The 24,290-nt window shown below is 67.2% G+C and carries 23 protein-coding genes; 5 read left to right on the forward strand and 18 right to left on the reverse strand.

Annotation, left to right across the window (positions count from 1 at the left end):
• Window positions 1–52: 52 nt before the first annotated feature.
• The 10 genes from purH to CF70_RS19185 form a co-directional block, all read right to left on the reverse strand.
• The gene (purH, locus tag CF70_RS19140) at window positions 53–1,627 is read right to left on the reverse strand and encodes a bifunctional phosphoribosylaminoimidazolecarboxamide formyltransferase/IMP cyclohydrolase (RefSeq protein WP_035867989.1); all 1,575 of its coding nucleotides are present in this window, start codon (window positions 1,625–1,627) and stop codon (window positions 53–55) included.
• Between the two features lie 16 nt (window positions 1,628–1,643).
• Window positions 1,644–1,877, reverse strand: coding sequence for a Fis family transcriptional regulator (locus CF70_RS19145; protein ID WP_006156396.1), 234 nt, complete (start codon window positions 1,875–1,877; stop codon window positions 1,644–1,646).
• Window positions 1,874–2,950, reverse strand: coding sequence for a tRNA dihydrouridine synthase DusB (gene dusB / locus CF70_RS19150; RefSeq protein ID WP_035867993.1), 1,077 nt, complete (start codon window positions 2,948–2,950; stop codon window positions 1,874–1,876). Before dusB ends, CF70_RS19145 begins: the two co-directional genes overlap by 4 nt.
• A gap of 199 nt (window positions 2,951–3,149) precedes the next feature.
• Window positions 3,150–4,418 (reverse strand): UbiH/UbiF/VisC/COQ6 family ubiquinone biosynthesis hydroxylase, encoded by a 1,269-nt coding sequence (locus CF70_RS19155; RefSeq protein ID WP_035867995.1) that lies wholly within the window; start codon window positions 4,416–4,418, stop codon window positions 3,150–3,152.
• A complete protein-coding gene (locus CF70_RS19160) occupies window positions 4,399–4,923 on the reverse strand; it encodes a hypothetical protein (protein ID WP_051648664.1) in 525 nt (174 codons plus the stop codon). Before CF70_RS19160 ends, CF70_RS19155 begins: the two co-directional genes overlap by 20 nt.
• On the reverse strand, window positions 4,920–6,302 hold the full coding sequence (locus CF70_RS19165; protein WP_035867997.1) for an aminopeptidase P N-terminal domain-containing protein: 1,383 nt from the start codon (window positions 6,300–6,302) through the stop codon (window positions 4,920–4,922). The genes CF70_RS19160 and CF70_RS19165 overlap by 4 nt, the downstream gene beginning before the upstream one ends.
• Before the next feature lie 82 nt (window positions 6,303–6,384).
• Window positions 6,385–7,125: an N-acetylmuramate alpha-1-phosphate uridylyltransferase MurU gene (gene murU, locus CF70_RS19170; RefSeq protein ID WP_035867999.1), complete on the reverse strand. Its 741-nt coding sequence runs from the start codon at window positions 7,123–7,125 to the stop codon at window positions 6,385–6,387.
• 17 nt (window positions 7,126–7,142) lie between these two features.
• Entirely contained in the window at window positions 7,143–7,481 is a 339-nt protein-coding gene (locus CF70_RS19175) for an AzlD domain-containing protein (protein ID WP_035868002.1), read from the reverse strand.
• Window positions 7,478–8,152 (reverse strand): AzlC family ABC transporter permease, encoded by a 675-nt coding sequence (locus tag CF70_RS19180; RefSeq protein ID WP_235185125.1) that lies wholly within the window; start codon window positions 8,150–8,152, stop codon window positions 7,478–7,480. Before CF70_RS19180 ends, CF70_RS19175 begins: the two co-directional genes overlap by 4 nt.
• A 114-nt stretch (window positions 8,153–8,266) precedes the next feature.
• On the reverse strand, window positions 8,267–9,301 hold the full coding sequence (locus tag CF70_RS19185) for an aminoglycoside phosphotransferase family protein (RefSeq protein ID WP_035868005.1): 1,035 nt from the start codon (window positions 9,299–9,301) through the stop codon (window positions 8,267–8,269).
• Between the two features lie 156 nt (window positions 9,302–9,457).
• On the opposite strand from CF70_RS19185, the gene CF70_RS19190 reads away from it, so the two are divergent.
• The 5 genes from CF70_RS19190 to trpS all read left to right on the forward strand — a co-directional run bounded on the left by CF70_RS19190 (window position 9,458) and on the right by trpS (window position 16,467).
• On the forward strand, window positions 9,458–11,866 hold the full coding sequence (locus tag CF70_RS19190) for an LPS-assembly protein LptD (protein ID WP_035868008.1): 2,409 nt from the start codon (window positions 9,458–9,460) through the stop codon (window positions 11,864–11,866).
• 9 nt (window positions 11,867–11,875) lie between these two features.
• Window positions 11,876–13,366: a peptidylprolyl isomerase gene (locus CF70_RS19195; protein WP_035868054.1), complete on the forward strand. Its 1,491-nt coding sequence runs from the start codon at window positions 11,876–11,878 to the stop codon at window positions 13,364–13,366.
• A gap of 36 nt (window positions 13,367–13,402) precedes the next feature.
• Window positions 13,403–14,452, forward strand: coding sequence for a 4-hydroxythreonine-4-phosphate dehydrogenase PdxA (pdxA, locus tag CF70_RS19200; RefSeq protein ID WP_035868010.1), 1,050 nt, complete (start codon window positions 13,403–13,405; stop codon window positions 14,450–14,452).
• A 20-nt stretch (window positions 14,453–14,472) separates the two neighbouring features.
• Entirely contained in the window at window positions 14,473–15,291 is an 819-nt protein-coding gene (rsmA, locus tag CF70_RS19205) for a 16S rRNA (adenine(1518)-N(6)/adenine(1519)-N(6))-dimethyltransferase RsmA (RefSeq protein WP_035868013.1), read from the forward strand.
• Window positions 15,292–15,444: 153 nt separating this feature from the next.
• Window positions 15,445–16,467 carry a tryptophan--tRNA ligase gene (trpS, locus tag CF70_RS19210; protein ID WP_035868015.1) on the forward strand — a complete coding sequence of 341 codons (1,023 nt, stop codon included), beginning with the start codon at window positions 15,445–15,447 and terminating at the stop codon, window positions 16,465–16,467.
• A gap of 105 nt (window positions 16,468–16,572) precedes the next feature.
• On the opposite strand, the gene CF70_RS19215 is transcribed toward trpS, so the two are convergent.
• The 8 genes from CF70_RS19215 to glyQ form a co-directional block, all read right to left on the reverse strand.
• Complete coding sequence (locus tag CF70_RS19215) at window positions 16,573–17,442, reverse strand: DMT family transporter (protein WP_051648667.1); 870 nt, start codon at window positions 17,440–17,442, stop codon at window positions 16,573–16,575.
• Between the two features lie 40 nt (window positions 17,443–17,482).
• Window positions 17,483–17,890 (reverse strand): lactoylglutathione lyase, encoded by a 408-nt coding sequence (gloA, locus tag CF70_RS19220; protein WP_035868018.1) that lies wholly within the window; start codon window positions 17,888–17,890, stop codon window positions 17,483–17,485.
• Between the two features lie 184 nt (window positions 17,891–18,074).
• Window positions 18,075–18,956: a M48 family metallopeptidase gene (locus CF70_RS19225; RefSeq protein ID WP_035868020.1), complete on the reverse strand. Its 882-nt coding sequence runs from the start codon at window positions 18,954–18,956 to the stop codon at window positions 18,075–18,077.
• Window positions 18,953–19,705 carry a lysophospholipid acyltransferase family protein gene (locus tag CF70_RS19230; RefSeq protein WP_035868023.1) on the reverse strand — a complete coding sequence of 251 codons (753 nt, stop codon included), beginning with the start codon at window positions 19,703–19,705 and terminating at the stop codon, window positions 18,953–18,955. Before CF70_RS19230 ends, CF70_RS19225 begins: the two co-directional genes overlap by 4 nt.
• A gap of 17 nt (window positions 19,706–19,722) precedes the next feature.
• Window positions 19,723–20,301 (reverse strand): D-glycero-beta-D-manno-heptose 1,7-bisphosphate 7-phosphatase, encoded by a 579-nt coding sequence (gene gmhB / locus CF70_RS19235; RefSeq protein WP_035868025.1) that lies wholly within the window; start codon window positions 20,299–20,301, stop codon window positions 19,723–19,725.
• A 29-nt stretch (window positions 20,302–20,330) separates the two neighbouring features.
• A complete protein-coding gene (glyS, locus tag CF70_RS19240) occupies window positions 20,331–22,463 on the reverse strand; it encodes a glycine--tRNA ligase subunit beta (protein ID WP_035868027.1) in 2,133 nt (710 codons plus the stop codon).
• 36 nt (window positions 22,464–22,499) lie between these two features.
• Window positions 22,500–23,147, reverse strand: coding sequence for a hypothetical protein (locus CF70_RS19245; RefSeq protein WP_035868029.1), 648 nt, complete (start codon window positions 23,145–23,147; stop codon window positions 22,500–22,502).
• Window positions 23,144–24,103, reverse strand: coding sequence for a glycine--tRNA ligase subunit alpha (gene glyQ / locus CF70_RS19250; protein ID WP_035868032.1), 960 nt, complete (start codon window positions 24,101–24,103; stop codon window positions 23,144–23,146). Before glyQ ends, CF70_RS19245 begins: the two co-directional genes overlap by 4 nt.
• Between the last annotated feature and the right edge of the window lie 187 nt (window positions 24,104–24,290).

Raw genomic sequence — 24,290 nt, forward strand, 5'->3', positions numbered from 1 at the left:
GCGATGGGTTGATTGCCTGGTCCGTGACAACCGCACGGACCGGGCCCGGACCTCAATGCCGGAAGTGACGGACGCCGGTCAGCACCATGGCTACGCCGCGCTCGTCTGCGGCGGCGATCACTTCGTCATCGCGCATGGAGCCGCCCGGCTGGATCACGCAGGTGGCGCCTGCATCGACAACCACGTCCAGGCCGTCGCGGAACGGGAAGAAGGCGTCCGAAGCCACCGCCGAGCCCGCCAGCGTGAGACCGGCGTTTTGTGCCTTGATGCTGGCAATCCGGGCGGAATCAACACGGCTCATCTGGCCGGCGCCAACGCCGAGCGTCATCCCGCCGCCACAGAACACGATGGCGTTCGACTTGACGAACTTGGCCACGCGCCATGCAAACATCAGGTCGGCCATTTCCTTCGGGGTCGGCTGGCGCTTGGTCACCACGCGCAGTTCTTCCTGTTGCACGTTCCGGGCGTCCGGGCTCTGTACCAGCAGGCCGCCGCCGACGCGCTTGAAGTCAAACGGGTTGAGGCCCGTGCCCAGCGGGATTTCCAGCAGGCGCACGTTTTGCTTGGCGGCGAACACCGCGCGCGCGCCGGCGGTGAAGGACGGGGCGATCAGCACTTCGACGAATTGCTTGGCCACGACCTGCGCGGCGGCTTCGTCGAGTTCGGCGTTGAAGGCGATGATGCCGCCGAAGGCCGAGGTCGAGTCGGTCTTGAAAGCCTTTTCATAGGCTTCCAGCGCGTTGGCGCCTACCGCCACGCCGCACGGGTTGGCGTGCTTGATGATCACGCAGGCGGCGCCGCTGGCGGGGTCGAAGGACTTGACGCACTCCCACGCGGCGTCGGCGTCGGCGATGTTGTTGTAGGACAGTTCCTTGCCCTGCAGCTGCTTGTAGTTGGCCAGCGCGCCTTCGGGTGCCTTCAGGTCGCGGTAGAACGCGGCCGACTGGTGCGGGTTCTCGCCGTAGCGCATTTCCTGCACCTTCTCGAAGGCCAGGTTGAGCGTCTGCGGGTAGGCGCTGCGGGTCTGGTGCGACTTGTCCGCGCCGAGGCTGGTCAGGTAGTTGGTGATTGCGCCGTCATACTGCGCGGTGTGGGCGAACACCTTGGTGGCCAGGCGGAAATTGGTCTCGTAGCCGACGCTGTTGGCGCTGGCGCGCATTTCGGCCAGCACCGGCGCGTAGTCGGCCGGGTCCACCACGACGGTGACGTCGCGGTGGTTCTTGGCAGCCGAGCGCAGCATGGTGGGGCCGCCGATGTCGATGTTCTCGATGGCGTCCGGCAGCGTGCAGTCATCCTTGGCCACGGTCTGCTGGAACGGGTACAGGTTGACCACCAGCAGGTCGATGGTGGGGATGTCGTGCTCGGCCAGCGCGGCCATGTGCTCGGGCAGGTCGCGGCGGGCCAGGATGCCGCCATGCACCTTCGGGTGCAGGGTCTTGACGCGGCCGTCGAGCATTTCGGGGAAACCGGTGTAGTCGGCCACTTCCGTGACCGGCAGGCCGGCTTCGGCGAGCAGCTTGGCGGTGCCGCCGGTGGAGAGCAGCGTGACGCCGAGCGTGTTGAGCTCGCGGGCAAATTCGACGATGCCGGTCTTGTCGGATACGGAGAGGAGGGCTTGCTTGATCATGGCTGTGGGGAACACTTCAAAGTAAACCGTGCTGCTGCAACTTCTTGCGCAGCGTATTGCGATTGATGCCCAGGTAGGCGGCAGCGAGCGACTGGTTGCGCTCGGCGCGCGCCATCACTGCTTCAAGCAGCGGCCGTTCCACGGCTTCGAGCACCATGTTGTACATATTCGACGGCTCTTCGCCGTCCAGGTCGCGAAAGTAGGCACCCAGGCTGTCCCGGATGCACTGGTCGATAGCGTTGCGGCTCATGCGGCAAGCAACTCCCCGTTATTGTTGTTGTTCGACTCGTTGCGTTTCTCTTCGTCGGCGTCGTCCGCGCCTTCCTCCACGTAGACCAGGCGCTCGGACAGCTGCGCCTGCTCGTCGAAGAAGGCGTTGACCGCGGCCAGCTGGGCCGTGGTGCTGTCCAGCGTGTTCATGCGGTGGCGGAACAGGTTGGCGCCGGCCAGGCCGCGCGTGTACCAGGCAATGTGCTTGCGCGCGGTGCGCACGCCGGTGAACTCGCCGTAGAAGTCGTAGTGGTCTTCCAGGTGCGCGTTCATGATGGCGCGGATTTCGGCGACTTCCGGCTGCGGCAGCAGCTCGCCGGTGGCGAGGTAGTGCTCGATCTCGCGGAACAGCCAGGGCCGGCCCTGCGCCGCGCGGCCGATCATGATGGCATCGGCGCCCGTCACGGCGAGCACATGCTTTGCTTTTTGCGGCGAGGTAACGTCGCCATTGGCGACCACGGGAATCGAGACCGCTGCCTTGACCGCGGCAATGGTCTCGTACTCGGCTTCCCCCTTGTACAGATCGGCGCGCGTGCGGCCGTGCACGGTGAGCATGCTGATGCCGGCATCCTCGACCATGCGGGCCACGCGCAGCGCATTGCGGTTCTGGCGGTCCCAGCCGGTGCGGATCTTGAGCGTGACGGGCACGCGGTCGCCGACCGCGGCGACCACCGCCTCGACGATGCGAACCACCAGCGGCTCGTTCTGCAGCAGCGCCGAGCCGGCGGCGACATTGCACACCTTCTTCGCCGGGCAGCCCATGTTGATGTCGATGATCTGCGCGCCGCGATCCACGTTATAGCGCGCCGCCTCGGCCATCATGGCGGGCTCCGCACCCGCGATCTGGACCGAGATCGGCTCGACTTCGCCGGTGTGGTTGGCGCGGCGCATGGTCTTCTCGCTCTTCCACAGCTGTGCGTTGGAGGCGACCATCTCGGACACCGCATAGCCCGCGCCGAGCTGCTTGCACAGCTGGCGGAAGGGCCGGTCCGTCACACCGGCCATGGGCGCGACGAACAGGTTGTTGCGGAGTTGGTGCGGTCCGATTTGCACGATATAAGACTGGCGAGGGCCGCCAGGCGGCCCGCAACGAGACAAAAATGAAAATGGCATACCCTGCCGAAACGTTGCTCGGCGTCATTCAGTGGGCATGTGCGAGGGCAGGATTTTACCGCCAAACGGCCCGGGTTGCTCAAGATTTGAGCAAATATTGCTCCGGCCCGGGTGGCAGGCGAGGGTGCCGGCACCGCCGCTAGCGGCGCGTGCCGTACATCATCTGGCGCGCCAGCGCGTCCTTGAGCGGGCCCAGGCAGGCAAGCGCCGCCAGCGACGCGCCGCGCGCGTGGGCGGCGAGCGGGTAGGAGACGCCGAACACGCGGGGCAGCAGGTCGGTTACGCCTATGGTGATGGCGCGATCCCGCTTTTGTTGCGCCGCAAACGCCAGCAAGGCCTGCGGTCCGCAGCCGGTGCGCAGGGCGCCAGCCAGGGCAAAGGCGTCGCGCAGGCCCAGGTTGAGGCCCTGGCCGGCGACGGGATGGAGTGTCTGCGCCGCATTGCCGACCGCGACGATGCGGCCCTGCACGGTGACTGGTGCGGCATTCAGCCCGAGCGGGAAGGCGTGCCGCTTGCCGATGCCGGTGAAGCGGCCCATGCGCGGGCCGAAGGCTTGCTCCAGCTCGGCGAGGAACTCGGCTTCGGGCAATGCCAGGCGGTGCGCCGCCTGCTCCGGCGGACAGCACCAGACCAGGGCGTAGCCGGGCGTGCCGTGCTCCTCGTGTGGCAGCAGGGCCAGCGGCCCTTCCTCGGTGAAGCGCTCCCAGGCCCAGCCCGGCTGCGGGCGCGAGCACGCCACATGGGCAACGATCGCGGTCTGGCCATAGTCGCGCCGGTATTTTTGACCCTGGACGCCGCGGGTGGACTGCTGATGGAACAGCCCGCCTTCGGCTTGCACAGCCAGGCGCGCGTTAAAGACGACGGGCTGCCGGTCATGCGTATGGCCGCTCAGGTGTACCAGCCCGCCGCTTTCGTCTGCAATGCGGTCCGCGCCGGCTTGCGGGGCGCGCTGCTCCAGGCGATCGATGCGCGTGTCGTAGACTCGCGCCAGGCGCTCGCCGTCGGTGCCGGGGGCGGCATGGATCGCCTGGCCCAGCGCGCGTTCAAGTGATTCGCACAGATCGCCGTAGCGCACCACGTAACCGAGCGCGGGAACATCGTAGTCGTCTCGGTGCAGCTTGACGTGGCCAAAGCGCCCGCGTTGCGACACGTGGATATGCTCGATCGGCGTGACCGCCCGGGGCCAGGCGCCGATCTGCTCCAGCAACTGGCGGCTGCCGTAGGACAGCGCAATGGCGCGCGGGTCGCGCGCCGCGCGCGCCGGGGTGGCGGCGTCGATCAGCGTCAGGCGCCACGGGCTCCTGCGCAGCAGCAGGCATGCCAGCGCGAGGCCTACCGGCCCCGCGCCGACGATGGCGATATCCGCGAAGGCCGCGCCGGGGGCGCGTTCAGTGCTTGCCGGACTCATGCGCGCTGTCAGGTTGGGCGGCCGGGTGACTGTCGTTGCCCGCGTTGCCCGCGTTGCCCACGTTGTCCGAACTGGCCTCCACGGCCTGCGCGCCCCGCTTCCAGCAGTTGGCATCCGTGCGGTGCTTGCCCGCCGCGGCATCGCGCAAGGCGTTGTCCAGCTTCTGCTGGCTGAAACCGGGGAAGGCCTGCAGGCGTTCCACCAGCGCAGCGTGATTGACCGCGTTGAGCGGCACCACGCAGCCCCGGGGCGTGCCGTCGGCGGCCGGGTCGCCGACCAGGATCAGCCAGGCGGGGCCAGCCCACGGTTCACGGTTCGAGACCCGCACCACCACGCGTTCGATCGCGTCCCACTCAAGCTCTTCGCGCTGGCCGTCGGGGCGATGTACCACCACGCGGTCATCGTAGAGATTGACCACGAACGGTTGCGCGGGATCGTAGGAGGGCGCGCGGCTGGTTTCCGCGCGATTGCCTACCGGAAGTACCTTGCGTAGCCAGCCAATCATCGTGCACCTCCCGCGTCGCGCATCAGCGCTTCAATCTCGTCAGCCTTGACCGGGGCGCCGCGCGTCATCAGCTCGCAGGCGCCATGGGTCACCACGGCATCGTCCTCGATGCGGATGCCGATATGCCAGAAGCGCTCCGGCACATCCGGTGCCGGGCGCACGTAAATGCCGGGCTCCACCGTCAGCACCATGCCGGGCTCCAGCGGACGCCAGGGGCGCTCGCCCTCTGCCGGCGCGGCGCCGGGCACGCGGTACTCGCCCACGTCATGCACGTCCATGCCGAGCCAGTGGCCGGTGCGGTGCATGTAGAACTGGCGGTAGCTGCCGTTGGCCAGCACATCGTCGATGCTGCCGCAGCGGTCGCGGTCGAGCAGGCCGGTATCGAGCATGCCCTGCGCCAGCACGCGCGTGGCGGCGTCGTGCGGCACGTTGTAGGGCACGCCGGCGCGGGTCTCGGCAATGGCGGCTTCCTGCGCGGCCACCACCAGGTCATACAGCTCGCGCTGGGCCGGCGAGAAGCGGCCGGAGACGGGGAAGGTGCGGGTGATGTCGGAGGCGTAGCCATCGAGCTCGCAGCCCGCGTCGATCAGGCACAGTTCGCCGTCGCGCAGTTCCGCGGGGCCGGCGCGGTAGTGCAGCACGCAGGCATTGGGTCCGGCGGCGACGATCGAGTTGTAGGCGACGCTCTGCGCGCCGTGGCGGCGGAACTCATACAACAGCTCGGCTTCCAGGTGGTACTCGCGCAGCCCCTGGCGCGACGTGCGCATGGCGCGCACATGGGCCTGCGCCGAGATCTCGGCGGCGCGGCGCATGGTGGCTATCTCGCCAGCGTCCTTGAACAGGCGCATCTCGTCGAGGATGGTGCGGATGTCGATTGCCGTCGACGGCGCCGTTACGCCGGCGCGTCCTTGCATGCGTACCGTTTCCAGCCAGCGGCGTACCTGCATGTCGGTGCGGGTGCTGGAGGCCAGCGGGTAAGCGACCACAGCGTGGTTGGCCAGCAGCGGTGGCAGCAGCGCATCGATTTCCTCGACCGAATGGGCTTCGTCGAAGCCGAAGGCGGCCTGTGCGCCTTCCGGGCCATAGCGGAAGCCGTCCCAGATCTCGCGCTCCTCGTGCTTGGGGCGGCAGAACAGGATGCTGCGCTCGGCGCCGGATGCCTGTGCCACCAGCACCAGCACCGCCTCGGGCTCGGTGAAGCCGGTCAGGTAATAGAAATAGCTGTCGTGGCGGTAGGGGTAGTCGCTGTCGCGGTTGCGCATGGCTTCCGGCGCGGTGGGCAGGATCGCCACGCCGCCGCCGGCGGCGCGCAGTTGCTGCAGCACGCGGGCGCGCCGGTCGCGACAGGCGAGAAGGAGGGCGGAGTCGGGTGCGGACATGTGTGGGGCCACGTGGATGGGGAATAGGGCAGATTCTACCGCCGCCGGATTGCCGGCGGCGGTACTTGGCCTGGCAGGCCGCTCAGTGCAGGGGCGCGGCGGCCGCGCTGCGCCGGGCTTGTACCTGGGCATCCAGGGCCGCCAGCTGGGCCGGCGTGCCGACGTTTTCCCAGATGCCGTCGAAGCGCTCCCCGCTGGCCAGGCCGGCGGCCACCGCCGCGCGGTAATAGGGCGTCATGGCAACTTTCTGCCCCGGCTCGATGGCGATGAACAGCCTGGTGTCGTACAGGCCGATATTGCCGAAGGTCAGGGCCGGAGCTGCCGGCGTTGGCGCGGGCAACAGCACGCCATCCGCACCCAGCGCGAAATCGCCGCCCGGATGGAACGGCGGATTGGGCACCATCACCAGGTGCATGCGTGGCTCGGGCGCGCCGGCCATGGCAAGCGCGCGGGGCAGCAGGGCGCGGAAGTCGAAGTCGGTGAAGATGTCGCCGGATACGGCCAGGAAGATCTCCCCGCGCGCGGGCGCGGCCGACAGCAGCGGCAGCGCCTGGGCGATGCCGCCGGCGGTTTCCAGCGCGCTGGACTCGGCCGAGTACGCCAGGCGCACGCCGAACCGGCTGCCGTCGCCGAGCGCATGTTCGATCTGCCCGCCAAGCCAGGCGTGGTTGATCACGATGTCCTTGAAGCCGGCACGCGCCAGCGCCTCGATCTTCCAGACGATCAGCGGCTTGCCGCCGACCGCCAGCAGCGGCTTGGGGCAGGTATCGGTGAGCGGGCGCATGCGCTCGCCGCGCCCGGCTGCAAAAATCATGGCTTTCAATGCACGGTCTCCGGCGCTTATTTCAGCGCGTGGTTCAGCAGGTACGTCATCGCGATCAGGGTGGCCATGCCGCCGGCGATGGTCCAGCCGATGCTGCGTGTTTTCGCTGCAATGACGATGGCCATCAGGCCGGCCACCAGGCGCGCATTGCCGGGGCCGATATCGACCTGGCCGCCGCGCATCAGCAGGTCGGGCGCAATCAGCGCGGACAGCATGGCGGCCGGCACGAACTGCAGCGCGGTGCGGAACCACGACGGCAGCCGCACCCGGCCTTCCACGGCGATGAACGACAGGCGGATCAGGAAAGTGGCGAGGCCGGCGCCGATGAACACCAGCAACAAGGTCATCTGGCTCACGCGGCGGGCTCCGTGGAGGCCGGCTTGGGCTGCCCGCGGCCCTTGCCCAGCAGCAGCATGCCGGCGGCAATGCCGCCGAGTGCCGCGACCATCAGGCCGAGTTTGTGCGGCATGCCGAAACAGGCCACGGCCAGCGCTGTCGCCACCAGTGCCGCGGCGGCGTGGGAGCGGTGCTTGATGCCCGGCACGATGATGGCGATAAAGGTGAGCGGCAGGAAGAAATCGAGCGGCCAGTCGCGCGGGACCTGGGCGCCGACCAGCACGCCCGCCAGCGTCGAGACCTGCCAGCTGGCCCACAGCGCGAAGCCCGCGCCAAAGAAGAACCAGTGGCGGTAGCGCTTGTGCGCGTCGTCGTCCGACAGGCGCCGCGTCATGGCGGCGAAAGCCTCATCGGTCAGCAGGTAGGCGATCAGCGCCTTCCAGCGGCCCGGCAGGTGCGCCAGCGCGGGAGCCAGGGTGGCCGAGTACAGCGCATGGCGCAGGTTGACCATGGCCACGGTCACGGCGATCAGCACGGCCGGCGTGCCCGCCGCCCACAACTGCGTCAGGATCATCTGCGAGGCGCCGCCGAATACGATCGCGCTCATGGCGCAGGCCAGCCATGGGGGCATGCCGGCGTTGACTGCCAGCACGCCATAAATCAGGCCGAACGGCGCCACGCCGAGCAGCATGGGCGCCAGCGCGCGCACGCCCGCCCACCACTCGCCCCGGCGGGTGAGGGCCGGCGGAGGTTCGCTACCGGGCGTGATGGGCGTGATGGGCGTCACATGCGTCACTGCGGGATATCAGAACGTATAGCCGACAGGTCGCTCGACGCCGTCGAGCGCGTCGAACAGGCGTACCAGCTTGCGCAGTTCGATGTAGCGGCCGGCCACCTGGCGGGCGTACTTCAGCACCAGCGGCAGGTTGGCCAGGTAGCCGTCCTTGCCGTCGCGGTGGTACAGGCGGGCAAAAATGCCGAGTACCTTGAGGTGGCGCTGCAGGCCCATCCACTCGAAATCCCGGTAGAACTCGCCAAAATCGGCGGCCACCGGCAGTCCGGCCTTGCGCGCGCGCTCCCAGTAGCGGATCAGCCAGTCGAGTTGCTCCTGCTCGTCCCATTCGATGTAGGCATCGCGCCACAGCGAGACCGCGTCGTAGGTGATGGGGCCGATCACCGCGTCCTGGAAATCCAGGATGCCGGGGTTGGCCCCGCCGTCCAGCACCATCAGGTTGCGCGAGTGATAGTCGCGGTGGACATAGACCTGCGGCTGGGCCAGGTTGTTGGCCAGCAGCGTCTGCATCACTTCGGCCAGGCCGGCTTCCTGGTCGGGCGTCAGCGTGACGCCGAGGTGCCGGGCTACATACCACTGCGGGAACAGGTCGAGTTCGCGCTGCAGCAGCGCGCGGTCGTAGGCGGGCAGGGCGCCGGGCCGGGTCGCGAGCTGGATTTTCACCAGCGAAGCGGATGCATCGTCATACAGCTGGCGCGCGCTGCCAGCGTCCAGGCGGGACAGGTAAGTGGTGTTTCCGAGGTCGCTCAGCAGCAGGAATCCTTGCTCTAGATCCTGCGCCAGTACCCTGGGCACGGTCACGCCGGCTGCGCCGAACAATTCCGCCACATGGATGAAGGGGCGGCAGTCCTCCTGCGCGGGCGGCGCATCCATCACGATGACGGTGGGATATTCCGGGTGGCTGGTGGTGGCGCGGAAGTAACGCCGGAAGCTGGCATCGGCGGATGCCGGGGTGCAGGAATCGGGGTTGACGGGCCAGGATGGACCGAGTCCGGACACCCAGACTTTGAGCTGGTCGAGACGCGGGTCGAGTGGATGAGCTGCCATGCCGGAAAGGGAGAATAGGATGCCCCGTATAATACCCGACCAGACCCGGGCCCCGGGGCGGCTCCCAGGCGGGCCGTCCATGGCCCGACAGCCTGCTCCGGCGGCGGCTGGCGGCTGCTGTGCCGCCGCCGCCGCTCTGACTCATGACCCGCTCGCATGACCGAACAACGACGATCACCGAACCAGAAGGCAAGCAAGACATTGGCGCGACGCCCCGGAAGCGCATTGCGCCCGCTCGTGTTGGCCATGGCCGGCTGGTCGGTGGGCGTTCACGCGCAGGCCGTGAGTTCCGCCATCCCAGACCTGCCGGTGGCCGAGCCCGCCGCCGAACAGGTGCCCGAGACCCCGCCGGTATCCGGCGAGCTGGTGCCGCGCCTGGCCGAGCCGGGCAACGCCAAGACCAGGCCCGCCGAGCCGGACGACAATCCGCCCACCTTTGCCTCGGGCGACCGCATGACCGGCTATAACCAGCGCGGCGTGGAGCTCGAAGGCAACGCGGAGCTGCGTCGCGCGGGCGGCGTGGTCAAGGGCGACAAGCTCACTTACGACCAGGACAGCGACGAGGCTTTCGTCCACGGCAACGCCCGTATTTCGCGCGACGGCTCGCTCGCAGTCGGGCCGGAAGCCCGGTTGAAGGTGGAGGCCAACGAAGGCTACATGCTGTCGCCGGACTACTATTTCCAGCAGACCGGCGGCTCGGGCAAGGCTGAGCGCATCGATTTCATCGACAAGAACCTCAGCACGATCAAGCGCGCCACCTATACGACCTGTTCGCCCGACAATGCGGACTGGTATTTCAGTGCCCGCGAGCTAGATATCGACAGCGACCGCCAGGTCGGCACCGCCTACGGCGGCGTGCTGCGCTTCTTCGACGTGCCGATCATGGGGGCGCCGGTGTTCAGTTTCCCCTTGAACAGCGAGCGCCGCAGCGGCGTGCTTCCGCCGCTGTTCGGATATGGCTCCAAGTCCGGCGCGGACCTCACGGTTCCGTACTACTTCAATATCGCGCCCAACCGCGATCTGACAATATTCCCGCGTGTGTTGACTTCCCGCGGGGTGCAGCTGGGCTCCGATTACCGCTATATCGGCGAGGGTTATTCGGGACGCATCCGCGGCGAATTCCTGCCGGACGACCAGAAAACCAAGACCAACCGCTGGGCATACTCTGTCCAGCACTACCAGAACATCGCCAAGGGCCTGAATGCGTACGTCAACCTGAACAAGGTATCGGACGACCAGTACCCCGACGACCTGACCCGCTCGGTAACGCAGGCAACCCTGCGCCAGTACACGCAGGAAGGCGGCGTCAGTTACAACTGGCAGGATCTGACCGTATTGGCGCGGGTGCAGAAATTCCAGACGCTGGCGCCGAGCCAGCCCTCGTACGAACGCGTGCCGCAGCTCAATGCGAAGTACATTCGCTACGACCTGGGCGGTTTCGATGTGCAGGTGGATACCGATTACACGCGCTTTCGCATTCCGCTGAGTACAAGCGGCACGCAGCAGCCCCAGGGCGAGCGGGTTTATTTCCAGCCCTCGATCAGCTACCCGATCGTCCGGCCGGGCTGGTTCGTCACGCCCAAGGTGACGTTCAGTGCCGCCCAGTACCAGATGGAGCCGTCCAGCAACACGCCCGGCGCGCCGAATACGCTGACCCGGACATTGCCGACCGTGAGCCTCGACTCGGGCATGACCTTCGAGCGCGACGCGCCGAGCGTGAGCCGGCTGTTTGGCGTCAATTACGTGCAGACGCTTGAGCCACGCCTGTTCTATGTCTACACGCCATTCCGCGACCAGAGCCAGTTCCCGCTGTTCGATACGGTACAGTCCGACTTTGGCTATGGCCAGATTTTCAGCGAGAACCCGTTCACCGGTTATGACCGCATCGCCGATAACAACAAGGTGACGGCGGGCGTGACCACGCGCCTGATCGAAGCCAGCAGCGGGATCGAGCGCTTCCGCGGCACGATCGCCCAGCGCTATGACATTACCGGCCAGCGCGTGCAGCTCAACGGCACCGACCCCGCCGGCCAGACGGCTTATTCCGATCTGCTGGCCGCCACCACGATCCAGATGTTCAAGGGTTACTACCTCGATGCCGGGCTGCAGTACAACCCGTCGAGCGACCGTGTGATCTATTCGAACATCGCCTTCTCGTGGCGGCCCGAGGTGCGCAAGACGCTGAATATCGGCTATCGCTACCGCCGCCCGACCTCGGTGACGGACAATACCGCCATTGACCAGTTCGAGATTTCGAGCCAGTGGCCAGTGACCCAGCGCACCTATGGCATTGGCCGGGTAGCGTTCGACCTGAACGCGAACCAGCTGGTAGATGCGCTGGCCGGCTTCGAATACGCCGCGGATTGCTGGGTGGGACGTGTCGTCTACCAGCGCTTCCGCAACACCACGCAGGGCTACACCGGACGCATCTTCTTCCAGGTGGAGTTCCGCGGGTTGTCCAAGATTGGCTCCAATCCGCTGGATGTGCTGCGGCTGAACGTGCCGGGTTATGAGCCCGTCGTCGCCAGGCCCGTGATCCCATCCCAGCTCGACCACTATGAATGACGGACCATGATGAAACGTCAAGAATTCACCGCGATCTCCTCCATGTCGTCCCGCCTGACCGGCTGGCAAGGCCTTTTGCTGACCGCGCTGCTGGCCGCTTTCGCGCTGCCCGCCGCGGCGCAGTTGAAGGCGCCCGGGCAGAAGGCCACGGGCATCTTCATGCCCCAGGCCGGTGGCAGCGCCGCCGCTTCGCCCAGCCAGCCGCGCCTGGGCGTATCGCAGCCTGGCACGAGCGCCCAGCGCTCGCAACTGGTGGACGAGGTGGTGGCGATCGTCAACAGCAGTGTGATTACCCGGCGTGAACTGCTGGACCGCGCCGACGATATCGAATCGCAGTTGCGCCAGGCCAACCGGCCGGTGCCGGCGCGTGCCGACCTGCTGGGCGAGGTGCTGGAGCGCCTGGTGATGGAGCGCGTGCAGACGCAGGCCGCGCAGGAAGCCGGCATCAAGGTGACGGACCAGGAAGTCGACCGCGCCATCGAGTCCGTGGCGCAGCAGAACAAGATGAGCGTGACCGACCTGCGCAGCCAGGTCGAGCGCACCGGGATGACCTGGACCAAGTACCGGGATGAGTTGCGCAAGCAGGTCCAGGTGATCCGCCTGCGCGAGCGCGAGGTGGATTCCAAGATCCAGGTCTACGACGGCGAGATCGACAACTATCTCGCGGCGAATGGCGGACAGGGCGCGACCGCCGCCGGCCCCACCGAATACAACGTGGCCCAGATCCTGGTGCGCGTGCCGGAAGACGCCTCGGAGGCGCAGAAGGCGGCCTTGCGCGCCAAGGCTGAAGGGCTGCTCAAGCAGGTCCAGGGTGGCGCGGATTTCGCCGAGCTGGCGCAGGCATCCGATGCGCCCGAGGCCGCCAAGGGCGGCTCGCTTGGCTTCCGCGAGATCGGCCGGCTGCCGGCGCTGTTCGCCAATGCCGTGCTTGACCTGCAGGTCGGTGGCGTGGCGCCGCAAGTGATCGAGAGCGCCAACGGCTTCCACGTGCTCAAGCTGCTGGCCAAGCGCAGCGCGCCGGCGGCATCGTCGAGCCCGGCTGCCGCCGACAAGATTACCCAGACCCAGGTACGCCATATCCTGATCCGTACCGGCCCCAACATGCCGGAGGCCGAAGCGCGCCGCCAGCTGGTCACGGTGCGGGACCGCATTACCCACGGCGGAGACTTTGGCGAAGCGGCCAAGCGATTCTCCCAGGACGGATCGGCGTCGAACGGCGGCGACCTCGGCTGGGTATCGCCGGGCGAACTGGTGCCGGAGTTCGAGCAGGCCATGAACCGGCTGCGCCCGGGCGAGGTGTCTGAACCCGTGGTCAGCCAGTTTGGTGTCCACCTGATCCTGGTGGTCAATCGCCGCGAGACCGAAGTTTCGCCGGAGAAGCAGCGTGATTTCGCCCGTGCCGAGGTACGCGAGCAGAAGCTGCGCGCGGCCTATGAAGACTGGCAGCGCCAGTTGCGCCAGGCCGCCTACGTGGAATACCGCGTCAACCGCCAGCGCTAAACACGCTAAACACGCTAAACAGAAAGCATTGCCGCCATGTCAGAGCCGCTCGCGCTAGCCATCACCACCGGGGAACCCGCCGGCATCGGTCCCGACGTCACCGTGGGTGCCTTGCTGCAACTTGCGGGCGAGCATCCGCAAGTGCGCTTTCACGTACTGGGCGACGCGCGCCTGCTGGCCGCGCGTGCCGCGGCGCTGGGCGTGGCGCAGGCCTGGGCGCACAGGCTGGCGGACGGCAGCGTGGTGAGCGAAGACATCGCACTGGACGTGCCGTGCGAAGCCGGCCGGCTCGATGCGCGCAACGGGGCCTACGTGCTGGCCTTGCTCGATGCCGCGATCGACGGCTGCACCGGTGGCGCGCACGGCACGCCGCGCTATGCCGGCATGGTGACCGCGCCGGTGCAGAAGAGCACCATCAACGATGGCGGCGTGCCCTTCACCGGCCACACGGAATACCTTGCCGAACGCGCCGGCGTGCCGCGCGTGGTGATGATGCTGGCCGGCCCGCAGCCCGCGCATGCCAACGCCATGCTGCGGGTGGCGCTGGCCACCACCCACCTGCCATTGCGCGCGGTGCCCGATACGCTGACGGTGGCCATGCTGGTGGAGACGCTGACCATCGTCGACGCCGACCTGCGCCACCATTTCGGCATTGTCCGCCCGCGCATCCTGGTGACAGGCCTGAACCCCCACGCCGGGGAAAGCGGCCACATGGGCCATGAGGAGATCGACGTGATCATCCCCGCGCTGGCCCACGCCGTCGACGCGGGCATCGACGCACGCGGCCCATACCCCGCCGACACGCTGTTCCAGCCCCGCCATCTCGACGGGGCCGACTGCGTGCTGGCGATGTACCACGACCAGGGCCTGGCGCCGCTCAAGTACGGTACCTTCGGCCACGGCGTGAATATCACGCTGGGCTTGCCTTTTATCCGCACATCGGTCGACCATGGCACTGCGCTCGACCTGGCCGCGAGCGGCCGGGCCGAGCATGGCAGCATGATCGAGGCGATCCGCAGCGCCATCGCCATGGCCGGCCACGCCAACGGCCGGCCGCGCGCCGCGCCGCTGGCGGCAACACGCTGACGCCCGAGCGAGACCCAACTATGCGTTCCAACGTACACCAGGGCCATGTGGCCCGCAAACGATTCGGACAGAACTTCCTGGTCGATGACGGCATCATCCACGGCATCGTCAGTGCCATCGACCCGCAGCCTGGCGATGTCCTGGTCGAGATCGGCCCCGGTCTCGGCGCGCTGACCCAGCCGCTGCTGGAGCGCCTGCCGCAGATGCAGGTGGTCGAGCTCGACCGCGACCTGGTTGAGCGTCTGCGGCGCCGCTACGGCGATCGCCTGGTGATCCACGCGGGCGATGCGCTGGCTTTCGATTTCGGCAAGCTGTGTGAAGCCGGCAGGCCGCTGCGCATCGTCGGCAACCTGCCGTACAACATCTCCAGCCCACTGCTGTTCCATCTGGCCGGGTTCGCCGACCAGGTGCGCGACCAGCACTTCATGCTGCAAAAGGAAGTGGTCGAGCGCATGGTGGCCGAGCCCGGCAGCAAGGCTTTCGGGCGGCTGTCGATCATGCTCCAGGTGCGCTATCACATGGAGCATGTGCTCGACGTGCCGCCGGCGTCGTTCAATCCGCCGCCCAAGGTCGACTCCGCCGTGGTGCGCATGATTCCCTGGCCGCGGCAAGCCGACGGCCTGTTGCGCTCGCCTTATCCCGCCTGCAACCTGACAGTGCTGGGCGATGTGGTGGCCGCGGCTTTCTCCCAGCGGCGCAAGGTCCTGCGCAATACGCTGTCGATGCTGCGCGACCAGGTCGATTTCGACGCGCTTGGCTTCGACCTGGCCCGGCGCGCGGAGGAAGTCCCCGTCGCCGAATACGTAGGACTGGCACGGCAACTCGAGGCCACGCCCTGATGATGCGCGCGCCCATGCCCCATTGGTGGCGCTGCTGAAGGCAGCGGCACGTCGTCATCCCCCGATCCCGACTCTAGCCGCCGCAGCCCGGTCGGCAGGCCTGTGCCCCCGCTGACCGGCCCCCGCGGCGCTTCTCTTACCGAAGGAAATGCCATGACTAGCGAAACGCAGGCGCCCCAGCGCAAGGTCATCCTCACCGGCGACCGCCCCACCGGCCAGCTTCACCTTGGCCATTACGTTGGCTCGCTCAAGAGCCGCGTGGCGCTGCAGGACACCCACAAGCAATATCTGCTGCTGGCCGACACCCAGGCCATGACCGACAACGCGCACGATCCGGAAAAGGTGCGGCGCAACGTGCTGGAGGTGGCGCTCGACTACCTGGCGGTCGGCATCGACCCGGCCAAGACCACCATCACGGTGCAGTCGCACCTGCCGGCGCTGGCAGAACTCACCCTGATGTACCTGAACTTCGTCACGGTGGCCCGGCTGGAGCGCAATCCCACCATCAAGGAAGAGATCCAGGCACGTGGCTTCGGACGCGATATCCCCGCTGGCTTCCTGTGCTACCCGGCCTCGCAAGCGGCCGACATCACCGGCTTCAAGGCCCAGGTGGTGCCGGTGGGCGAGGACCAGGCGCCGCTGATCGAGCAGACCAACGAGATCGTGCGCCGCATCAACCACCAGGTTGGCCGCGAGGTCCTGCCCGAAGCCGCCGCGCTGATCCCGCGCTTCGGCCGCCTGCCCGGCGTCGACGGCAAGGCCAAGATGAGCAAGTCGCAAGGCAATGCGATCCCGCTCGCGGCCACGCCTGAGCAGATCAAGGAAGCGGTCATGCGCATGTACACCGATCCTAACCACCTCAAGGTGTCGGATCCGGGGCAGGTCGAGGGCAATATGGTGTTCACCTATCTTGATGCCTTCGACGAGGCGGTCGATGAAGTGGCCGAACTGAAGGAACACTATCGGCGCGGCGGACTGGGCGATATGGTGCTCAAGCGCCGGCTGGAGGGCGTGCTGCAGGCACTGCTGGCGCCGATCCGCGAGCGCCGCGAGGCACTGGCAAAGGATCCGCAGCACGTATTCGATATCCTGAAGCAGGGCACGGAGCAGGCCCGCGTCGTTACCCAGGCGACGCTGGACGAAGTGCGCGAGGCGCTCGGCATGTTCAGATTCTAACCCCGGCGCATCCGCGCGGGCGTAGCAAAAGAGCCGGCACATGCCGGCTCTTTTGCGTCTTTTGCATCTTTTGCGTCTATCGCGCGGTAAGCCGGGCGCGTTCGCTCAGGCCCGCCGGTTGACCAGCACGATGCCGGCCAGCACCAGCACCGCCGCCACGGCAAACCGCATGCCGACGGCATCGTGCATCAGCACCACGCCGAATGCCACGCCGAACAGCGGCGTCAGGAACGAAAACACCGATAAGCGCGAAGCCAGATACTGGCGCAGCAACCAGAACCACGCCAGGTAGCTGGCAAAGGCGATCAGCACCGACTGGTAGAACAGGCTCGCCAGCACCAGGCCGTCAACCCGCGCGTGGAGGTGCTGGCCGGCGGCAAGCGCCATGGCCAGCAGCATCACCGCCGACACGGCCAGTTGATAGAGCAGCGTCTTGCTGGCCGGCGCGGATGCCAGCCGGCTGGCACGTACCACCACCGTGGTGGCTGCCCACAGGAATCCGGCAAGGATGCCCAGCGCATCGCCCAGCAGCGTGCTGCCGCCATGCGCCGCAGGCGCGGCGATGCCATCGGCAAAGGCCAGCGCCATGCCGCAGAAGGCCAGCCCCACGCCAACCCACTGCCAGCGCCGCAGCCGTTCCCCGGCGACGGTCATGTGCAGCCCGAGCGCGGTGAAGATCGGCGCGGTATAGAGGAACACCGCCATGCGCGAAGCGGTGGTGTGGCCAAGGCCAACGAAGATGCAGAAGAACTCTGCGCCGAACAACAGGCCGGCCAGCAACCCCGCGCCCAGCGTGCCATCGCGCTGCCACAGCGGCGTGCGGCGCCAGGCAGCGAAGCCGAACACCAGCAAGGCCGCCACCGCTGAGCGCACGCCAGCCTGGAGCACCGCGCCCATCGACGGCGCTGTCACTTTGATCACCACTTGCTGCAGCCCCCATGCCAGGCAGAGCACGACCATCAGGGTGATGGCCATGCCGTCGAGCGGGCGCCGGGTGAGCGGTTGGGCGCTCACTTCAGGGGCGGCTGGCGTCGCGCGTGGAATTGCGCTCGATCAGTTCGATCTTGTAGCCGTCGGGGTCTTCGACGAAGGCGATCACCGTGGTGCCGCCCTTGACCGGGCCGGCTTCGCGCACGACATTGCCGCCGGCGGCGCGAATGCGCTCGCAGGTGGCCGCCGCGTTGTCGGTCTCCAGCGCGATATGGCCGTAGGCGGTGCCCATTTCGTACTTGTCGACGCCGTAGTTATAGGTCAGCTCAAGCACGGCCGTTTCGGATTCCGGGCCGTAGCCGACGAAGGCGAGGCGGTACTTGTATTCGGTGTTGTCGCTTTCACGCAGCAGTTGCATGCCGAGGATACGGGTGTAGAAGTCGATCGAGCGTTGCAGGTCGCCGACGCGGAGCATGGTGTGGAGGAGTCGCATTTTGGGAGGGATATGATTTTTCTTGAATGGGGCGGATATTCTAAACGGGATGCGCAAGGCGGGTATGCCGCTGGCGCGGATCGCCATTTTTCCGTTTGAAATCAAGGGTCTGATACTCGCATTGCAGGGTTGCGGCCGGCACCTTGCCACGCGCCTGGCGGTGTGCCAGGCCAGGAGGCTGGGCTCAGAACGTCGGCAGCAATTCCGGCGGATGCGCCCTCAATTGCGCCCGGGCATCCCGGAATTCCGGAAAGATCGATGCCACGGTATCCCAGAACCTGGGGCTATGGTTCATCTCCTTGAGATGCGCCAGCTCATGCGCGGCCACATAGTCGATCATCGACAAGGGAAAATGCATCAGCCGCCAGTTCATCCGGATTTTGCCGTCGGCGGTGCAGCTGCCCCAGCGCGTCGCGGCCGATGTCAGCGCAAACGCGCTGTGCCGCACGCCGAGCTTATCGGCGTAGATATCGAGCCGCTGCGCCAGCAGCCGCTTGGCCTGGTGCTGAAGCCACCCCTGCACGCGATCCTTGATCTGCTGCTCATCGGCATGCACAGGCAGCGCAAGATGAAGAATGCGGCTGTCGGCGTCGAACACCAGTACGCCGGTGGGCGATTCGAGTTTCAGCGTAATGGGCTTGCCCAGGAAGGGCAGGTTCGCGCCTTCGCGCCATTGCACGGTGGGCAGCACGCGCCGGGCTTCGCGATGCTGCCATTCCCCCAGCTTGTTGAAGATCCAGCGCTGTTTTTCGAAGATGGCGGACTCGATGTCGGCCAGCGTCACCCAACGCGGCGCCGTGATGGACAGGCCACGGTCGTCCACGGTGAAACCGATGGTACGACGCGACGAGCGCTTGAGCGTGTAGTGCACGCTGCGTTCGCCCACCAGCAGCAGCCGCGCATTGGGCTGCGGCTGTGGCCACGGATGCGAGGCGGGCGGGACCGGTTGCGCAGGCGCGACCCCCGGTGCCATACCCGGTGCCATGTCGGCGCCGGTCAGGGCGTCCGACAGCGGCAGCTCCATCTGGGAGCCGGGGGCATCGGGGGACGGGCGCAGCAATTTCATGCGGGCGTTTTGCTCCGGTAGCTCTCGGCATCGATTCTACGCATATCTCGTTCGATCCACGCCTCAACCTCTTGGTTGACCTGGTCCGCGGTCTTGTTGGCCGAGGAAATCGGCGCGCCGACGGAGACCGTGATCATCCCGGGATATTTCAGGAACGAGTTGCGCGGCCACAGCCGCCCGGAGTTGACGGCCATCGGAATCACCCACGCGCCGGTTTCCACCGCGAGGCGGGCGCCGCCGCTCTTGTAGCGGGTCTTCTCCAGGCCGGATGGCGTGCGCGTACCCTCCGGGAACATGATGATCCAGGCGCCTTCAGACAGCCGCTCCTTGCCCTGCCGCACGGCCGAGGCGAAGGCGCGTGTGCCTTCCTTGCGGTTGATATGCACCATCTTGAGCATGCCCAGCGCCCAGCCGAAGAAGGGCACCATCAGCAGTTCGCGCTTGAACACGAAGCACATCGGCTTGGGCAGCGTGGCCAGGTAAGCCACCGTTTCCCACGCCGACTGGTGCTTGGACAGCACCACGACCGGCTTGTCGAGCATGCCGTCGAAATGCTCGCGGCCTTCGTAGCGGTAGCGAATGCCGCAAATCACGGCGGCCGCGGCGGTGACCATCCGCGGCCAGCCGCGCACGAAGCGGTAGCGGCGGTCGGCATTCATGAAGGGAAAGACAATGAAGCACGCGCAGGCATACGGCGGCGTCACTACCAGAAGGAACAACGCGAACAGCAAGGAGCGGAGGAAAATCATCGGTGCGGGAATTGGGTTCAGGAACCGGCCTGGCGCGGAGCGCCATCGCCGGTGAGCAGCCAGCGCGCGAAAGCGCGCAGGTCGTCGTGGATCAGCGTGCCGGGCGGCAGGCCGCCCTTTTTCTCGGTCGTGGCGCCTTTGCCGGTCAGCACCAGGTGCGGGGCGCAACCCACCGCCAGCCCCGCCTCGAGATCGCGCAGCGAGTCGCCTACCAGCGGCACGCCCTTGAGCTCTACGCCAAAGCGTTCGGCCAGTTGCTCAAGCATCCCGGCCTTGGGCTTGCGGCAATCGCAGCCGTCCGCCGCCGTATGCGGGCAGAAGAAGACCGCGTCGACGCGTCCGCCGAGATTGGCCAGCGCCTTGTGCATTTTCTCGTGCATGGCGTTGAGCGCGCTCATCTCGAACAGGCCGCGGCCGATGCCGGACTGGTTGCTGGCGATCACCACGCGATAGCCGGCCTGATTGAGCGCGGCGATCGCTTCCAGGCTGCCATCGATGGGGATCCATTCGTCCGGCGTCTTGATGAACTGGTCGCTGTCGAGGTTGACGACCCCGTCGCGATCGAGCACGACAAGCTTGGGCGGTGTCTGCGGCATGATGGCCTCCCGTTATGGTGCCCGGCCGCTCAGGCGGCCAGCTTGGAGATGTCGGCCACGCGATTGGCCAGCACGTGCAGCGAGGCCAGCAGCGCCAGCCGGTTGGCACGCAGTTGCGCGTCTTCGGCCATCACCATGACGTCGGTGAAGAACTGGTCGACCGCCGCGCGCAGCTGCGCGAGGTCGCGCAGCGCGGTGGCGAAGTCGCCGTTGGCGAAGGCGGCGTCCACCTGCGGGCGCACGCTTTCCACCGCCTTGTGCAGCGCGCTCTCGGCGGCTTCCTGCAGCAGCGCCGGCTGCACGGTGCCAATGGGGTCGGTGTTCTTGCGCAGGATGTTGGTGATGCGCTTGTTGGCCGCGGCCAGCGCTTCGGCTTCGGGCAGCGCGGCAAAGGTGCGCACCGCTTCCAGGCGGGCCAGGATGTCGTCCAGGCGCTGCGGGCGCAGGCTCACCACGGCTTCCACCTCATTGGTGGTGTAGCCCTTGTCCTTCAGGTAGCCGCGCAGGCGGTCGTACAGGAAGTCGGCGATCGCGGCTTGCGCGGGCTTGACCGCGGCGATGCCGGCGAAGGCCTGCTGGGTGAGTTCCAGCAGTGCGCCGATCGACAGCGGCAGCGGCGTCTCGACCAGCATGCGCAGGATGCCGAGAGCATGGCGCCGAAGTGCGAACGGATCCTTCTCGCCGGTGGGCGACAGGCCGATGCCCCAGATGCCGACCAGCGTCTCCAGTTTGTCGGCCAGCGCGACAGCCAGGCTCACAGGGCCGGCCGGCAGGGCGTCGCCGGCAAAACGCGGGCGATAGTGCTCGGAGCAGGCCAGCGCCACGGATTCGGCTTCGTCGTCGTGACGCGCGTAGTACGTGCCCATGGTGCCCTGCAGTTCCGGGAACTCGCCGACCATGTCGGTCAGCAGGTCGGCCTTGGCCAGTTCGGCGCCGCGCATGGCGGCCGCTTTTTCCACGGCGATGCCGGCGGCGCCCATCGCGTCGGCGATGTGGCCGGCGATCTGCTGCAGGCGCTGCACGCGATCGAGCTGCGAGCCGATCTTGTTGTGGTAGACCACATTGGCCAGTTGCGGCACGCGCGAGGCCAGGGTCTTCTTGCGGTCCTGGTCGAAGAAGAACTTGGCGTCGGCCAGGCGCGGGCGCACCACGCGCTCATTGCCGCTGATGATGGACTCCGGCGTGTCCGTGGCCAGGTTGGAAACCACCAGGAAGCGGTTGCGCAGGTGGCCTTCGGCATCTGTCAGCGCGAAGTACTTCTGGTTGGTCTGCATGGTCAGGATCAGGCATTCCTGCGGCACTTCGAGGAAGACCTCCTCGAAATGGCAAGGATAGACCACCGGCCATTCCACCAGCGAATTGACTTCGTCGAGCAGGGCCTCGGGCATGACGACCTGGTCGGCGCCGGCCTGCTCCAGCAGCGCGTTGCGAATGCGTTCACGGCGCTCGGTGTAGCTGGCCAGCACGCGGCCTTGCGATTCCAGCACGGCGGCATAGTCGCCGGCCCGGGCAATCTCGATCTCGCCGCCAGACAGGAAGCGGTGGCCCTGGGTGGTCCTGCCTGCCTGGAGCCCCAATGCACTGACCGGCACCACTTCGGTGCCGAGAAGGGCCACCAGACGGTGCGCGGGGCGCACGAAATGCACGGTGCTGCCGTCCGGACGCTGGTAGCTCATCACCTTGGGGATGGGCAGCTTGGCGATGGTGTCGTCCAGTGCCGCCTGCAGGCCGGCAACCAGTTCGGCGCCGCGCGCGGTGTAGCGGTAGAAGAAGGCGTCGGCCTTGCCGTCGGAGGCGCGCTCCAGGGTTTGCCAGTCGATCGCTTCGACGCCCACCGATTTGGCCAGCGCGGCCAGCTTCTTGGCCAGCGGCGCCGTCGGCTCGCCGTTGGCGTCCAGCGCCACCGTCAGCGGCAGCACTTTTTCGCGCTGCTCGCGGTCGGGCGCGCTGCGGCGCACGCCGGTGACTTGCGCGGCCAGTCGGCGCGGCGTGGCGAAAGAGATGACGGCGGCGCCGTCATCCAGCAGGCCACGCTCGGACAGGCCGGCGAACAGGCCCTGCGCGAAGGCGTCGCCAAGGCGCGCCAGCGCCTTGGGCGGCAGCTCTTCGGTGAACAGCTCGATCAGCAGCGTATCGTTCGAATCGGTCAGGGTTTGCGACATGAATCGTTTCCAACAAGTTGTGGCACGCGCTGCGCCTTAGCAGCGCGGTGCAATAGTAGGTTCTATGCCGGACAACAGCCACAGGCCGTTTTGCTGGCGGAATTGCAGCGTGGTCGCTACGCACTCGCTGTCCGTGCTGCCGCCGCTGCTTGTGCTGCTGCCGCGGGTGCCGGGGGCGGGACGCGGTGCGAAGAAGCGGGCATCGAGCCGGCGCAGGCGCTTGTCGTAGCGGATCTCGTCGATGCGGCCACTTACCCAGAAATCGATCTTGGGCGGCAGCTGCGCGGCCGAGTAGTACGTCTTGATCTGGCGGCGTACCCGGCCGTTCACTGTCTCGGTCTCGGTCCACGTGAGCGGGTAACGGATCGCGCTTTCATAGGCGCGCAGCGGCACGCGGTGCCAGCCCAGATCCCTGGAGCCCGACAGGTCGCACGAGAACGTGCGCACCAGCTGGGTCCACTGGTCCAGCGAGTTGTTCGGGCCGAAGGCACCGTGCCAGTGCCGGTCGATGGCCTGCTGCAGTGCCTGCGGATTGGCTTCGCAGACATTGGACAGGTCGGCCGGCAGGTACAGCGCCTGCGGGCTCGGCACGGGCGCCGAGGCCTGGGCGGCGCCGGACGCTCCCAGGGCCAGCATCGCCAGGGCAGCGCATCCGCGCAGCGCGCTGCGCGCTGCGCGGGTCATGCGGCGGCCTCGCGTTCGCACATCGGAAAGCCGAGCGACTCGCGCGAGTCATAGTAGGCCTGGGCCACCAGCCGCGACAGGTTGCGGATGCGGCCGATATAGGCCGCGCGCTCGGTGACCGAGATCGCGCCGCGTGCGTCCAGCAGGTTGAAGGTGTGGGCGGCCTTGAGCAGTTGCTCGTAGGCGGGCAGCGGCAGGCGTTTGGCGGCGTCGGCCGGCGCGGCCTGCCCGGCGTCCTGCTTCGCCTCGGCGGCGCCCATCAGGCGCTTGGCTTCCGCTTCGTGTTCGGCGAAGTGGCGGAACAGGATCTCGGTATTGCTTTGCTCGAAGTTGTAGGTGGATTGCTCCACTTCGTTCTGGTGATAGACGTCGCCATAGGTCAGGCGGCGCGTCTTGCCGTTTTCTTCCCACTCGGTCCACACCAGGTCATAGATGTTCTCGACCTTCTGCAGGTACATCGCCAGGCGCTCGATGCCGTAGGTGATCTCGCCGGTGATGGGCTTGCAGTCGATACCGCCCACTTGCTGGAAATAGGTGAACTGCGTCACTTCCATGCCGTTGAGCCAGACTTCCCAGCCCAGGCCCCATGCGCCCAGCGTGGGATTTTCCCAGTCGTCCTCGACGAAGCGGATGTCGTTCTGCTTCAGGTCCAGGCCCAGCGCTTCCAGCGAGCCGAGGTACAGCTCGAGGATGTTCTCGGGCGCGGGCTTGAGCACGACCTGGTACTGGTAATAGTGCTGCAGGCGGTTGGGGTTCTCGCCATAGCGCCCGTCCTTGGGGCGGCGCGACGGCTGCACATAGGCGGCGCGCCACGGCTCTGGCCCGATCGCGCGCAGGAAGGTATGCACGTGCGAGGTGCCGGCGCCGACCTCCAGATCGATGGGTTGCAAGAGTGCGCAGCCCTGCCGGTCCCAGTAGGCCTGCAGGGTGAGGATCATTTGTTGGAAGGTCAGCATAAGCGAAGACTAGTAAGGGCCTGCACACAGGCCAGCAAGCAAGCAAGGGCGGGCGCCGGGCGGCAAAGTTGCCACGGCGCCTCACGAAGATCGTGCCAAACCCTGAATTCTATCGGTTTTTTTCGGGCTGCCCGCCATCGGCACGACCCTTGCATGAGTCACGGCATCCAATCCCGCCCGCGGGGCT

This window comes from Cupriavidus sp. SK-3 (assembly GCF_000611145.1).
GTDB lineage: Bacteria > Pseudomonadota > Gammaproteobacteria > Burkholderiales > Burkholderiaceae > Cupriavidus.